10 protein-coding genes are annotated in these 15163 nt (G+C 49.1%); 4 read left to right on the forward strand and 6 right to left on the reverse strand.

Annotation, left to right across the window (positions count from 1 at the left end; translation table 11 throughout):
• Positions 1-4: 4 nt before the first annotated feature.
• The 5 genes from IT774_RS11785 to IT774_RS11805 all read right to left on the reverse strand — a co-directional run bounded on the left by IT774_RS11785 (position 5) and on the right by IT774_RS11805 (position 8219).
• A complete protein-coding gene (locus IT774_RS11785; protein ID WP_195809937.1) occupies positions 5-2887 on the reverse strand; it encodes a TonB-dependent receptor in 2883 nt (960 codons plus the stop codon).
• 207 nt (positions 2888-3094) lie between these two features.
• Positions 3095-4186, reverse strand: a complete 1092-nt coding sequence (locus tag IT774_RS11790; RefSeq protein WP_195809938.1) for a FecR family protein — start codon at positions 4184-4186, stop codon at positions 3095-3097.
• Positions 4183-4740: an RNA polymerase sigma factor gene (locus IT774_RS11795; RefSeq protein ID WP_195809939.1), complete on the reverse strand. Its 558-nt coding sequence runs from the start codon at positions 4738-4740 to the stop codon at positions 4183-4185. Before IT774_RS11795 ends, IT774_RS11790 begins: the two co-directional genes overlap by 4 nt.
• Before the next feature lie 210 nt (positions 4741-4950).
• The gene (locus IT774_RS11800) at positions 4951-7542 is read right to left on the reverse strand and encodes a TonB-dependent receptor plug domain-containing protein (protein WP_195809940.1); all 2592 of its coding nucleotides are present in this window, start codon (positions 7540-7542) and stop codon (positions 4951-4953) included.
• A gap of 329 nt (positions 7543-7871) precedes the next feature.
• Positions 7872-8219, reverse strand: coding sequence for a Grx4 family monothiol glutaredoxin (locus IT774_RS11805; protein WP_195809941.1), 348 nt, complete (start codon positions 8217-8219; stop codon positions 7872-7874).
• A gap of 392 nt (positions 8220-8611) precedes the next feature.
• Between IT774_RS11805 and IT774_RS11810 the strand changes: the two genes are divergently transcribed.
• From IT774_RS11810 to IT774_RS11825, 4 genes are all read left to right on the forward strand, one after another.
• Positions 8612-9196, forward strand: coding sequence for a superoxide dismutase (locus IT774_RS11810; protein ID WP_195809942.1), 585 nt, complete (start codon positions 8612-8614; stop codon positions 9194-9196).
• Between the two features lie 270 nt (positions 9197-9466).
• Positions 9467-11389: a PrkA family serine protein kinase gene (locus tag IT774_RS11815; RefSeq protein ID WP_195809943.1), complete on the forward strand. Its 1923-nt coding sequence runs from the start codon at positions 9467-9469 to the stop codon at positions 11387-11389.
• A gap of 35 nt (positions 11390-11424) precedes the next feature.
• A complete protein-coding gene (locus IT774_RS11820; protein ID WP_195809944.1) occupies positions 11425-12711 on the forward strand; it encodes a YeaH/YhbH family protein in 1287 nt (428 codons plus the stop codon).
• 2 nt (positions 12712-12713) lie between these two features.
• Positions 12714-14234, forward strand: a complete 1521-nt coding sequence (locus tag IT774_RS11825) for a SpoVR family protein (protein ID WP_195809945.1) — start codon at positions 12714-12716, stop codon at positions 14232-14234.
• On the opposite strand, the gene IT774_RS11830 is transcribed toward IT774_RS11825, so the two are convergent.
• Complete coding sequence (locus IT774_RS11830; protein WP_195809946.1) at positions 14231-15163, reverse strand: hypothetical protein; 933 nt, start codon at positions 15161-15163, stop codon at positions 14231-14233. The two genes, IT774_RS11825 and IT774_RS11830, sit on opposite strands and share 4 nt — an antisense overlap.

Raw genomic sequence — 15163 nt, forward strand, 5'->3', positions numbered from 1 at the left:
CGCATCAAAATGTATATCGAACTTCGCCGTAGTAAAAGCCGCCATTAATTCCCCCCGGCGCTGTGGCAGGATATTGCGCCCCAACCTCTCCCCGGTACGGGTTCAATTGCGGACTGGTATCAAATATATTTTTTGCCCCTAAAGCCAGGGTTAGTTGCTCGGTCCACAACCAGCTTAGCTCTAAATCCAGGGTAAACATCGGCTTGCCATCAATATCCAGTCCGGCGGCCGCATCTAAATGATCTTCATAATAACTGCCATAATAGCCCGCCCGCCAAAACACCGAAAAGGTTTCCCAGTATTGCTTCAGGGTGACCGTAGCCCGGTGGGCCGGTAAGTTATTTTCCAGCATGTTTATGCGCGCCGCGGTCAGGTTAGGGGCAAAGGCAGGCTGGCCCTGGCTGGTTTTTGCCGGATACAGGGTCACCCGGTCTACTTCGGTGTGGGTCCAGTTATAGGCCGCGGTGATCTCATGAGTTATTGGGCCGCTGAGAAAGCTGTAATTTAAAACCACATCCAGCCCCTGGGTGTGAGTGTCAAAATCGTTGGTAAAATATTTGGCCGCGGCATATTCTGCAACGCCGTTAACTCCTTGGCGCTCCAGACGGGCTATATCACTGGCCGTCAGGGCAATCGCGGAGGTCGTACTGATGCGGTTTTTCAGCTTAATATTGAAGTAGTCCAGCGTCAGATAAAACTGCTCGCTCCACATCGCCACGGCGCCCAGACTGATGTTTACCGAACGCTCCGGCCGCAGCGCACTGGCCCCCAGTTGTTGGGAAATAGGATGGGTGGGCGGTAAGGTTGCCTGGTCCTGGAGACCCTGTGCCGAATACGCGGTGGTCACATTCACCACATTACTTTGTCCCACCGTGGGTGCTTTAAAGCCAGTACTGACGGAGCCTCGCAGTGCGTAAGTATCACTTAGCTGCCAACGGCCGCTAAGTTTGCCATCAAAGGTGCTGCCAAAGTCAGAATAGTGCTCCAGTCGCACCGCCAGTCCCGCCTCCAGATTAGTGTGCAGCTGGCTTTCCGCATCGGCGTATAAGGCCCAGTTGTGCCGACTCCAGTGACCCGCCGACTGCGGCTGGTAACCCGGAAAACCATTAGACCCTATGCTAAAGCCCTGCGAAGTGCCGGTAGCTGGGTTGAAGGCATACGGCCCGGCCTGCCAGGACAGCGGCTCGCCCGCGCGCTGATGGTAGGTCTCGCGTCGCCATTCCACCCCTACGCCCAAATACACCGGCTCTGGTAACCCAGCGGCCACCGGACCGGCGATATCAGCATTAAAAGTGCGCTCAACCTGCGCGACTGCGCCGGGCGAAAAGTTCAAGGGGGAGGCAGGGCCAAGAGACGGGTTTACCGTGCCCAATAGCTCATACGCGATATGCGAATAACCAGCCCCAAAACTGACATCATATTGCCACTGTGAAGATAGCTGTCCTTCTATGCCTGCAAATAATGAGGCATCTTCAATGGTACCGCCGAAACGAGGTGTAAAGCCGCCGGCAAACCATTCGTTAAAGGCAAAGCAGTTAGCGCCTACTGGCGTGCTGTTGTCTGCTATGCGCTGGTAGTCGGCCTGGTCCAGCACGTTGGCAAGAGTGATTGGAATGGTCGGACACTCAATACCGCTATTCAGACCATCCAGGTCGGCCACCAGTAACTGCAGCCCCTCCCCCTGCGGCTGGCTAAATACCCCGCTTCGTAAATGCGGGTGCCGATAATAAAAGCCGCCACCGGTTTGGCGTTTCGCTGCATTAGCAAACGCATAAAGCTGATGCTTTGGGCTGATATCGTATCCAAGGTTTGCCGCCAGCTTCCAGTCGTAATCTACCGCCAACGAGCCCCATATCTGGGCAGGATTGGCAACCTGAGTATTACCCGCGTCCATCAAAGCCTGCGCATCGTCTCGCTGCACTGACCGCGAGGTGGGCTTCTGCTCACGATATTCTGCTGACAGATTAGCAAAGCCGTTCGCTGTCATCGGCATGCCTATGTTCGCCTGTACCTGCACCAATTCTCCGTCACCGGCACCATACTGTCCGGTTTTGAGGGCGACGCTGCCGCCTTCATCGGCTTCTTTTAAAACAAAATTTATCACCCCGGCAATGGCATCTGAGCCATATTGGGCCGCAGCCCCGTCGCGCAACACTTCAACCTGCTTCATCGCACTGGCCGGTAACACTGAGATATCCGGCCCCTGGGCGCCGTCTGACAATCCACCGCCTAAAAATGTAATCACGGCCGAACGGTGGCGGCGCTTACCGTTTAACAACAGTAACGTGTGATCAGAGGCCATTCCCCGCAGGTTCGCCGGACGCACCAGACTGGTGGCATCATTAATTGGCTGATCATTAACATTCAAGGAGGGAACGGCGGAGGCCAGCATGCCTAATAAGTCAGCGCCCGCCTGGGCTTTAAAGGTATCTTCGGTGAGAATATCCAGCGGCACCGCTGAAGACACCACCGTGCGAGGGGCGTTGCGTGACCCAACAATGGCGATACGCTCAAGGGCAAAAGTATTCTCGTCATCGGCATCAGGCTGATGTTTGGTTATCGGCGTGGCAGCACGAGCGATGTCATCGATGTGCTTTACCGTGAGCATACCCCGTGCATCCACCTGCACGGCCAGTTCGGTCCCTTTTAATAACGCCTGAAGGCCTTCTTGCAGCGTAAAGCTGCCGGTCAGAGCATTCGCATTGACTTGTTGTGCCAGTTCGTAGGAAAACAGTAAGGTGGTATCGGCCTGACGGGCAAATTCGGTAAGCGCTTCATCAGCACTTTTTGCCTGTATGGAGAATTCGTAGGTTTGTTTTGCCAGTACCGGCAACGCTGTCATGCCAGCTAAACACAATGCAACCAGCCATCTGCCAAATCTATACATACTTACCAACAGACGTCCGTAAGCAAATACCTTTGCCTGACCTTAAAGGTGTAATTAAACCAGGCAAAAACACTGTCAGATAATGCCGCAAACCAGAAATGCACGTACCAAAAGATCCCAAAACTTTTGGTTATCTTGTCACAACACATATGCGAATGACAATACATTGCCTCTCATGACAAAAAAATTGTCTGGCTGGCGGTCAACTTAGCTACTGTGAACCGGCGGCGGTGCGGCGGCGTTCATCTCGGTTAATTCGATAGTCATGCCATTGGTGCGGGTGTGTTCAATATTGAAACTGTTTTTGAGGGCAAACAACAAACCGCTGATATCACCCACCTTGAAGTAGCCTGCCACCCGTTTGGTGCGCAGGGCCGGGTCTGCAATTTTGAAGGTTACCGGGGTATAGCGGCCTATTTCCTTTAATGCATCTTCTAATGCCTCACCTTTAAACACAATCATGCCTTGCTGCCATGCTAAATCCTGCTGCATGGCATCGGTGGTCATATTATGCCGCTTACTGACCTGCCCCTGTATGCTGGCTTTTTCACCTGAAACCAGCAATTGACCAGCATTACTGGCATCAGGATTTATCAGAGCCGTGGCATCACTGAGCTGGCCTTGTGCAGACTTATTGCGTACTAATACTTTACCTTCAGTAACCACCAGCTCAAAGGCACTGGTGTCGGTATACTGCATATTAAAGGCAGTGCCGATGGCGGTTACGGTGTTGTTACCCGCAACCACCACAAAGGGCCGGTAATGATCGTGGGCTACCGCAAAATGCGCTTCGCCTTTTTGCAATTCAATACGACGTATATTGCCGCTAAAATCAATGTTGATAATCGAGTTGGTATTAAGTTGCACAATACTGCCGTCAGCCAGCTTGACCGAACGCTGCTCACCAATAGCGGTAGCTACCCGGCGGCTGGTTTGCGCCAGATTGGTATCCTGGCCCAGAAGCCAGGACCAGTCAGAAACCAGGCCCAGCAGCAATACGGTGCACATCACCGCCGCCGCTCCATATCGGGTTTGCCGTACAAATTTGCCAGCCCATTGGTGCTTACGGGGCCGGGTAACCTGCTCAGACAGCAGCGTATTGAGTTCAGTAAGTACACTCATGTCGTCCCACAACTCGGCCAACTCGGCCAATATGCGCCGGTGGCCATTGCTGGACGCCACCCATATTTGCAGTTGTTGTTTTTCAGGCTCGGTTAAACCACGGTCAATACGGCTTATCCATAACGAAGCCTGCTCATAAATATCTTCTTTACTGGTAAACTGACGCACATTATTCATCGGCTTCGCACACCCTGACTGCTGGATGATGAGCCCGAAGGTGTCTCATTATTGGCTAGCCCAGCCAGATAACGGGAACATAGCAATAGCCCCTTCGCGACATGTTTTTCTACCGTACTTTCACTCAGCCCCACCAGTTCAGCGATGTCTTTTTGCTTCATTTCGTATACTTTTTTTAGTAGAAATACACGTTTAACATCGGCAGAAAGGGTATCGGTAGCACGACAAAAGTTGATAAAACGCTCTTTGCTTTCTAAATTTTTTTCCAGGCTATGCCCAACCAGATCGTGGGGCAACGCATCCATATTTTCGACGGCATCATTTAACTGACTGGCCGCACTGGTAACATGATTTAGCGCCAGATTCCTTACCGTTTTCAGCATATAGGTTCGCTCGTACTGAATGTCCTGATTCAGACCAGCCTCATAACTTTTGATAAATGCTTCTTGCACAATGTCTTCAATATCGTCTTTGCTGACCATATTACTGATTGCGCGCATTAACTTTGAGCGGTACCTGATATACGTATCCGCCAGGTTCGACTTCTGTGTCATAGGGTGCGTCAGATATGCCTTGAAAAAATCTGCCTAATAATGCAGCAGCCCTTACGGTTTGTCATCTTTTTTCGCCGGATTGCCAGCGCCCTACAATACCCGATCCAGACCTGCTTTACGGGTAAGCCCTCACCGCGGTAGTTGGCAAAAGCTTAAGACTTACCCGTAAAGCAGAGGCATAAATGCCCCTGCTTTATCAACCAGCTATAATCAGAAGGTGTAAATGCCCCGCAGATAATAGAAGCCGCCGTTGATGCCTACCGGTGAGGTTACCGGATAAGCAGCACCCGCTACCTCAGTGTCGTACAAAACATTTTCATCAGGGTACTCATCCAGCGCATTTTTCGCCCCAACCACAACCTGCAGCTGTTCACTAAAGTGATACGCCAGTTCCAGATCCAGGGTGAACTCACTGCCGATGTCATCAATTGGCAATGCTGAGTCCAAATGGTCTTCATAAATACTGCCGAAGTAGTTCACCCGGCCCAGCATCCGCCAGTCGCCATTAGTGTGATTCGCAGTCAGACTCCAGCGTACCGCGGGCAGGTTGTTTTCCAGCATTCTGATACGATCAGCCGAGATGTTATCAGAGGCCTGATCCACTTCGGTCGACGTCCAGTTGTAGGCCAGTGAGTATTTGGTATCACCGCCAAACATTTCGTGGCTGTAGTTGGCCACCAAATCCACCCCTTCCGTGGTGGTATCAAAGTCGTTAGTGAAGAAGCTGACTTCAGTAAAGCTAGAGGCATCACTGACGCCCTGCGCCAATAAGGTAGCAATATCTTCAGGCGTGAGTTTGATACCGGAGGTGGTACTGATACGGTCAGTCAACTCAATATTGTAATAGTCGGCGGTCAGGAATAAGCCATTATCAAACTGCGCCACTACCCCGAAGCTCATGCTCTCAGACTCTTCAGGCGTTAACACGCTGCCGCCTTTTTGTACTGAGATAGGATCAGTTGGCGGCAGGGTGGCACGGTCAATAAGCTCACCATCGGTACCAAAGGCCGTAGTTACGTTACGCACATTACTCTGGCCGATGGTCGGGGCTTTAAAGCCAGTAGAGAAGGCACCCCGAAATGCAATGGTGTCGGTGGCCTGCCAGCGCGCCGAGATTTTGCCTTTGGTGGTGTCACCAAAATCTGAGAAGTCTTCGTAACGCACCGCACCGGCAATCAGAAAGTCTTCGGTCAGATACATTTCAGCATCTAGGTAAAAGGCAATGTTGTGGCGTGAGGACTCACCCTGACTGCGCGCAGATAAGCCCGGAAAGCCATTTGAACCAATCCCGAAGCCTTGTGAACCTAGTGGCCCGATTTCGTAGGAAGCCGGGTCACCCGCAAAGCTTTCATAGGTTTCGTGACGATACTGGAAGCCACCAGCGACAAACAGCGGGTCATCCATACCCACATCAAAAGGCTTGGTCAGACCAAAATCAAAGGTTTGTTCTGACTGGGTATAACGACCAGGTTTAAATGAGGTGGGCGTGTTAGGACCTAATGAGGGGTTCACTGTATTTGAAATGGCAAAATCGACCTCATTCTGGCCCAGATTCACGCTGACATCATAGGTCACATCGTTATCCAGTTCACCGCGGGTACCAAACACCAGCGACATATCGGTAATGGTGCCACCAAAGCGTGGGGTAAACCCACCAGGAAATAATTCGTTAAAGGCAAAACAGTTGGCGCCAACCGCCGTGGAGTTGTCGGCAATCAGGCCATAATCCGCATCATCTAACACATTGCCATCGCTGATGCGTACGGTAGGACATTCAACACCGGTGTTCAGGCCATCTAAATCGCCCACCAATAACAACGGTGTACCATCTTCGTCAACGCCGCCATCATTGACCCCACCACGGGTATGCGGGTTACGATAATAGAAGCCACCTTCGACTTCTCGTTCGGCGTAGTTACCAAAGATATAGGCTTCGGCGTCGTTGCCTAAATCAAGCCCGGCGTTGGCAAATAATTTGATGTCATCTTTGATTTCGGGATTACCCCAAATCTGCGCCGGGTTCGCTACAAATGTATTACCTGCCGCCACAAGGCCGGCAGCATCATCACGTTGCACGCTACGTGATGTGGGGTCTGCGGTTCGGTATTCAGCGCTTAGGTTAATAAAACCATCATCGCTCATAGGTAAGCCGACATTGCCTGAGATCTGCATCATGTCACCATCGCCCTCGTAATAAGAGCCATAGCGAGCTTCCACCACCCCACTGTCGTCATTGTCTTTTAGGACAAAGTTGATCACTCCGGCAATGGCATCAGAGCCATACTGCGCAGCGGCGCCGTCCCGAAGTACTTCAACCTGTTTAAGCGCTACCGCTGGAATCACTGAAATATCCGGGCCCTGGGCACCATCGGATAAACCACCACCTAAAAAGGTGATTACCGCTGAGCGATGCCGACGCTTGCCATTAACCAGCACCAGCGTGTGATCCGATGCCATACCCCGCAGGTTTGCCGGGCGTACCAACGATGATGCATCGTTAATTGGCTGGTCGTTCACGTTAAACGAAGGCACCACGGTTTGCAGCATCGACACCATGTCGGTGGAGCCTTGATTCTTAAATTCTTCGTCAGAGATAATATCAATAGGAACAGGCGACTCCCCTACTGAGCGTGGTGCGGCGCGTGTACCGACCACCGCTATCTGTTCCATATCTTCTGGTGTTTCCGCGCTGGCGTCCTGCTCCTGCGCCACCGCAGTATTGAATGCCAGTACCGACATGGCCGCGGAGGCGGTCAGAACGGTACGCACACTTTTAGTCAGTAATGACAGAGTTGTTTTCATATAATTTTTCCCCGGATTAATTTTTATTGCAGTGTTCCCGGCTGTTTATTGTTGGTTTTACCGGTGCAAAAAAACATTTTTCACTTGTTGTTTTTGGTGCTGTTTTGTTAACCAGCGTCTTCGTTATAGCCACTATTGCGGAGTAAAACAAACCATTTATAAGTGAAAAATTATTTATTTTTATAGCGTAGAGGATTTTGTGTGGTGACTTGTCTATTACTGTATTAGCGGCGTTCAGGCCGTCATGAAATGAGATTGTTCAGGGCGAGTCTGGGGGTAATGATACAAAAAACCCGGCTGCTGCCGGGTTTTTACATCACGATAATTGTTTATTCGCTTTTGCTTTTTTCAGCGGCTTCTTTTACCAAAGGCTGAAGCTCATTTTGCTGAAACATTTCAATAATGATGTCACAGCCACCTACCAGTTCACCATCTACCCACAACTGCGGGAAGGTAGGCCAGTTGGCATATTTTGGCAATTCAGCACGAATGTCAGGGTTTTGCAGAATATCAACATACGCAAACTGCTCACCACAAGACATCAGGGCCTGCGATGCTTGCGCCGAAAAGCCGCAGCTGGGTAATTTCGGTGAGCCTTTCATATAAAGCAGAATAGGATTTTCTGCAATTTGCTCTTTAATTTTATCTACGGTTGCTTCGGGGTTGGTGTTTTCCATTAAATCCTCGCTTTTACAGGCAACTGGGTAATAGCCGGTATATGTGGCCCGTATGGGTGAATTTCAAGTGCCAACATCATAACACACAGCAGTAGCATTGCGGGAGGGGCTAGCCTTTTGGCAATCACCAACGCGACCGACAAAATCTGCCCCAGCGTTGATCTTATCTGTGCTCACAACGCTATGAGAATAGCAGAGCAGTCCGGTTTTGCCGGTCTGGTAATACGGCGAATTTCCTAATTTTAACGGTAAATTCGCAAATTTGTCATTGGGTTATAATAATTCGCCCATATACAACTATTACGTTGAGACCGTTGTTGCGGCCCCGCTTTGACACCACGTAACCTGGCGGCAGGCACAACACTAAATTATCACCAACATGGAGACTCGTAATGGCTTTTGAATTACCAGCATTACCTTATGAAAAAAATGCTTTAGAACCGCATATCTCAGCTGAAACGCTGGAATATCATTATGGTAAACACCATGCCACCTACGTATCTAAACTGAACGGTTTGGTTGAAGGTACTGAAAAAGAAAGCCAAAGCCTTGAGGAAATTATCAAGTCTGCTGATGGCGGTTTGTTTAATAACGCAGCCCAGGTTTGGAACCACACATTTTACTGGCATTGCCTAAGCCCGAATGGCGGCGGTGAACCTACTGGTGAACTGGCCGATGCCATCAAGTCCAAATGGGGCTCGTTCGACGATTTCAAAGCGGCATTTAATGACAAAGCGACAGGTAATTTTGGCTCAGGCTGGACCTGGCTGGTGAAAAAATCAGATGGCAGCCTGGATATTGTCAATACTGATGATGCTGATACGCCGGTTGCAGGGAATGAGTATACGCCAATCATCACTTGTGATGTGTGGGAACATGCTTATTACATCGACTATCGTAATGCGCGTCCGAAGTATCTTGAAAACTTCTGGGCGGTACTTAACTGGGAATTTGCGGCAGAAAACTTCGCAAAATAATTCCGGTTTGTAAGTTCGTCAGAAAAAGCCCGCTGTGTAAGCGGGCTTTTTTATATCTGCTATTTTGTGCGCATCTATGATGGCTATATCGGCATTTACATTTTTCTATACCGCGTAAGTCTGTATGACGTAACTCATTAAAAAAAGTTCATTTTATTATAGAAGTATTGGGCTTTTTCTATTCCAAAATATGTTCAAAAAAAGTACCGGTTTTTTAAATAGCGTCTAAGCTGAAAGTACGGGGGACCGTTTTTTGACTTAGAGGTACGTATGGGTATTTTTGAACATTACCAGCATCGTTACGAAGAACGACAACAAGAAGAATTTACGATTCAGGAATTTCTGGAGATCTGCAAAACCGATCCGTCGGCTTATGCAAATTCTGCGGAACGGTTATTACAGGCAATCGGCGAGCCTGAGATGATCGATACATCCAATGATCCAACCTTAAGCCGTATTTTTTCAAATCGGGTGATCGCGCGTTACCCTGCCTTTGGCGAGTTTTATGGGATGGAAGAAGCCATTGAGCAAATTGTTTCTTATCTTCGCCATGCCGCTCAGGGACTGGAAGAAAAGAAACAAATTCTGTACTTGCTAGGGCCGGTGGGCGGCGGTAAATCTTCGCTGGCTGAACGACTTAAAGAATTGATGCAAAAGGTCCCTATTTACATGCTCAAGGGATCGCCAACCAACGACCATCCGTTCTGTTTGTTCGATCTGGCCGAAGATGGCAGTATTCTTGAACAGGAATACGGCGTACCGAAACGCTACCTGAAAACCATTATGTCGCCCTGGGCTCGCAAGCGTTTGCACGAATTTGGCGGAGATATTACCAAATTCAAGGTAGTGCGGATGTACCCCTCGGTACTCGACCAAATCGGGATCGCCAAAACCGAACCCGGGGATGAGAACAATCAGGATATTTCCTCATTAGTAGGCAAGGTCGACATTCGTCGGTTAGAACAATATGCACAAAATGATCCCGACGCTTACAGCTATTCAGGGTCCCTGTGTAAAGCCAACCAGGGCCTGATGGAATTTGTGGAGATGTTTAAAGCGCCGATCAAGGTGTTGCACCCATTGCTGACGGCTACCCAGGAAGGCAATTACAATCCGACCGAAGGGTTCTCGGCCCTGCCTTTTGATGGGCTGATCCTGGCCCATTCTAATGAATCAGAGTGGCAAACTTTTCGCAACAATAAGAACAACGAGGCATTTTTAGACCGGGTTTACATTGTAAAAGTCCCTTACTGCCTGCGCTTGTCAGAAGAAATTAAGATTTACCGAAAATTGCTGGATAGTAGCGAGCTGGCGGGCGCGCCGTGTGCCCCTGACACATTGGAAAGCCTGGCGCAGTTTACTGTTTTGTCTCGCCTCAACGAGCCTGAAAACTCCAGTGTGTATTCCAAAATGCGAGTCTACGATGGCGAAAGCCTAAAGGATACCGATCCTAAAGCAAAATCGTATCAGGAATACCGTGATTACGCCGGTGTTGATGAAGGTATGCAAGGGTTATCCACCCGCTTCGCCTTCAAAATTTTATCCCGGGTGTTTAACTTTGATCATCAGGAAGTCGCGGCCAACCCGGTACACCTGTTCTATGTCTTAGAACGCCAGATTGAACGCGAGCAGTTTCCACAGGATACCGCCGAACGCTACAAAGAATTTTTAAAAGGGTACCTGGTACCCCGCTATGTGGAATTTATCGGCAAAGAAATTCAAACCGCGTATCTGGAGTCTTACTCTGAATACGGCCAAAACCTGTTTGATCGGTATGTCACTTATGCCGACTTCTGGATCCAGGATCAGGAATATCGCGATCCGGAAACCGGCCAGTTGTTTGACCGCGAATCGCTTAACGCCGAGTTAGAAAAAACCGAAAAACCAGCGGGAATTTCTAACCCGAAAGATTTCCGCAATGAAATTGTCAATTTTGTGTTGCGAGCCCGGGCCAACAATGGTGGCAAAAATGCGTCGTGGACCAGCTATGAAAAGCTGCGCACTGTAATTGAGAAGAAAATGTTCTCTAACACCGAAGATCTGTTACCGGTTATCTCTTTCAATACTAAGGGATCGACCGAAGACAAGAAAAAACACGACGACTTTGTCAACCGCATGACCGAAAAAGGCTACACCCAGAAGCAAGTCAGATTGCTTTGTGAGTGGTACTTACGTGTGCGTAAAGCCTCGTAAGTTGCTGTCTATGAGCAAACAACAAGTAGGTGTGTATGGCGCATTTTATCGACCGACGACTGAACAGCAAAGGCAAGAGTACTGTTAATCGCCAACGCTTTTTACGTCGCTACAAACAGCAAATAAAACGCGCGGTTTCTGACGCGGTGGGTAATCGTTCGGTCACCGATTTAGAAAGCGGCGAAAAAATCAGTATTCCCACCCGGGATATCAGCGAGCCGGTGTTTCATACCGGCAAAGGAGGAAAACGGTCGGTAGTGCATCCGGGTAACGATCAGTTCACCGCCGGCGATCGCATTGAGCGACCGCCACAGGGCCAAGGCGAAGGTCAGGGAGACGGCGATGCCAGTAACTCCGGTGAAGGCGAAGATGAGTTTGTGTTTTCTATTTCCAAAGATGAATATCTGGATTTGCTGTTTGATGACCTGGCGCTGCCGAATTTGAAAAAGTCGCAATTTGATAAAGTGGTCGAATACGAAACCTATCGGGCCGGCTATCAAACGGATGGCGTGCCCAGTAATCTGGATGTGGTGCGTTCATTAAAAGGGTCTATCGCCCGGCGTATTGCGTTAACCGGTAAAGATCGCAGAAAACTAAAGGAGCTGGAAGCCGAGCTCGAGACCTTGCACAATGATAAGCACGACAACACGCTGGCGATATTAGCCCTGGAAAAAGATATCGAAGCTTTGCGGGCGAAAATTGCGCGGGTGCCCTTTATCGACACTTTTGATCTGCGTTTCAAAAACTACGACAAACGCCCTATCCCCACCAGCAAAGCAGTAATGTTTTGTCTGATGGATGTATCAGGGTCAATGGATCAAACCACTAAAGATATGGCAAAACGCTTTTATATCTTGCTGTATTTGTTTTTAACCCGTACTTACGAAAATGTTGAAGTGGTGTATATACGCCATCACACCCAGGCCAAAGAAGTCGACGAGCACGAGTTTTTCTATTCTCAGGAAACCGGCGGTACCATCGTCTCCAGCGCTTTAAAGTTAATGGATGAGATTATTAAAGATCGCTATTGCGACTCTAACTGGAATATTTATGGGGCGCAGGCATCCGATGGCGACAACTGGGCCGACGATTCACCTCACTGTCGTAACCTGCTTTTAAAAGATATTCTGCCGCTTACCCGGTACTTTGCCTACATAGAGATTACTGAACGCCAGCATCAAAGCTTGTGGCGTGAATACCAGGCGATAGAAGCCGGGTGCGACAATTTTGTCTGTAAGCATATTCAAAGCGTGAGCGATATCTACCCGGTCTTTCGTGAACTTTTTGCCCGCGATAAGCAGGTGGCCACCACCGGAGGTTAATTATGACAAAGGCACAAAAAGCACAACAACCGCTTAGCGATGGCCCTGACTGGAATTTTGACTTACTCGAACAGTACGAATTTCACATTGACCGTATCGCCAAAAACTTTCGACTGGACACCTACCCCAATCAAATTGAGGTGATCACCGCTGAACAGATGATGGATGCCTATGCCAGTATCGGCATGCCTATCAATTACAGCCACTGGTCGTTTGGCAAAAAGTTTATTCAGACTGAGCAGCAATACCGGCGCGGCCAGATGGGCCTGGCGTATGAAATTGTGATCAACTCGGATCCCTGCATCGCTTATCTGATGGAAGAAAATACCATTACCTTACAAGCGCTGGTGATGGCCCATGCCTGCTATGGCCACAATTCCTTTTTTAAAGGCAACTATCTTTTTGAAACCTGGACTGATGCCAGCTCTATTATTGATTATTTGGTGTTTGCGAAAAACTATATTGCCAAATGCGAAGAAAAATATGGCACCAGTGAGGTGGAAGATATTCTGGACTCGTGCCATGCATTGATGAATTACGGGGTCGATCGATACAAGCGGCCACAAAAGATCTCCATTCAGGAAGAAATGAATCGCCAGCATCAACGTGAAGAGTACCTGCAATCGCAGGTGAATGAACTGTGGCGGACGCTTCCTGAGGTTAAAGCAGAACAGCGTTCCCATACCTCACATTTTCCCCAGGAGCCGCAAGAAAATCTGCTGTATTTTATTGAGAAAAATGCGCCCTTACTGGAGTCATGGCAACGTGAACTGGTGCGTATTGTTCGCAAAGTCTCACAATATTTCTATCCCCAAAAACAAACTCAGGTAATGAATGAAGGCTGGGCGTGCTTTTGGCACTATCATATTTTGACCCAGATGTATGATGAAGGCCTGGTGACCGATAGATTTATGCTGGAGTTTTTACACAATCATACCAGTGTGGTGATGCAGCCTGACTACAACAGTCCTTACTACTCAGGCATCAATCCCTATGCTCTGGGATTTAATATGTTTATGGATATCAAGCGCATTTGCCAGCACCCTACCGAGGAAGATTATCGGTTTTTACCGGACATTGCGGGCAGCGACTGGCTTGATACTGTGCATTTTGCCATGCATAACTTTAAGGATGAGAGCTTTATTAGTCAGTTTTTATCGCCCAAACTGATGCGTGACTTCCGGTTATTTGCGGTGGAAGACGATGCGAGCCGACCTTACGTCAGTGTTAGTGCCATTCATGATGAAAGTGGTTATCAGATGATTCGGGAAAAATTGTCGGCGCAATACAATCTCAGTAACTTGGAACCCAACATTCAGGTTTACAATGTCGATGTACGAGGTGACCGCTCACTTACTTTGCGTTATATCCCTCAGCAAGGCATTCCTCTGGCCGACTCCCGAGATAAGGTGATGCGCCACCTACATCGCCTATGGAAATTTGATGTCAGGCTAGAACAGGAGCATGAAGATGGCGCCATTGAGGTCATTGCCGCCAGCCAGGGGAAATCGAATGCAGCCTAACCGGATTCGTTGCACACCACCGCCAGCTGACGAGCATCCTGACTGATGTGCAGGCGGCTGCCCCCTTCCGGGCAATAGGTTTTAAGATCTAACCAGGGCTGCCAGTCACCACTGTTGGCAGTTTGAGCGTCCGACGCTAAGGTTACATCGGCGCCCGGCTCATTAAAGTCCCAGGCATAAATCTGGGTATCTACCAGCGTCAGGGCTTTGGCATCGGGTGCCCAGGCCATGTAGTAGGCATCGTCAGGCAAAGTTACCAGCAAACTGGTTTTTTCTGCTTTGGGGTCATAACTCATCAGGGTCCAGGGTTGTTGGGCAGGCGCCGGATTTTTGGTGTAGCTAAACAAATGCGTATTGGGTATTGCCCACAGACTGGGCCCGATATTTTTGTCGATGACGGTGGGTGACAAATCTGCAGCCAGCCGCTGCAGCGTATGCGTTTCGCCAAGCACAAACGCCAATGCTTCGTCGCTATTCACCCATACGTGATATCCAATAGGCTCCAACCCGGTGAAGCGATAGTTTTCTTTGTGGGTATAAATCCATAACCACTGCTTGTTTTGTTTATCCACGCGAATCGCCGAAAACCCATTTTTCTCAGGCAAAGGAGTCGGTGAATATTCAGACTCAGCCGTGTGGGTCAGATTACGATGAAAGCCCCGGCTGATATCAAACTTCATAATATCGGTTTGTCTGGCCATGCCGGCCGCATAGCTTTGGGTATAATACAGTGCCTGTTCCTGGGCAAAAAAATACGGCTGGTTGGTATAACTGTTGGTGTCAGTGAGTTTACGGGCATGCTCAATAACCGGCTGCTGTTCATCATAGGATAAATCAAACAACCATAAGTTCGACACCGTGGTCTGCGCCAATACCGGGCAGGTAAAGGCTATCCACCCAATTATCATAGTTAAGCTACGACCTTTCAT

The organism is Salinimonas marina (genome assembly GCF_015644725.1).
Taxonomy (GTDB): domain Bacteria; phylum Pseudomonadota; class Gammaproteobacteria; order Enterobacterales; family Alteromonadaceae; genus Alteromonas.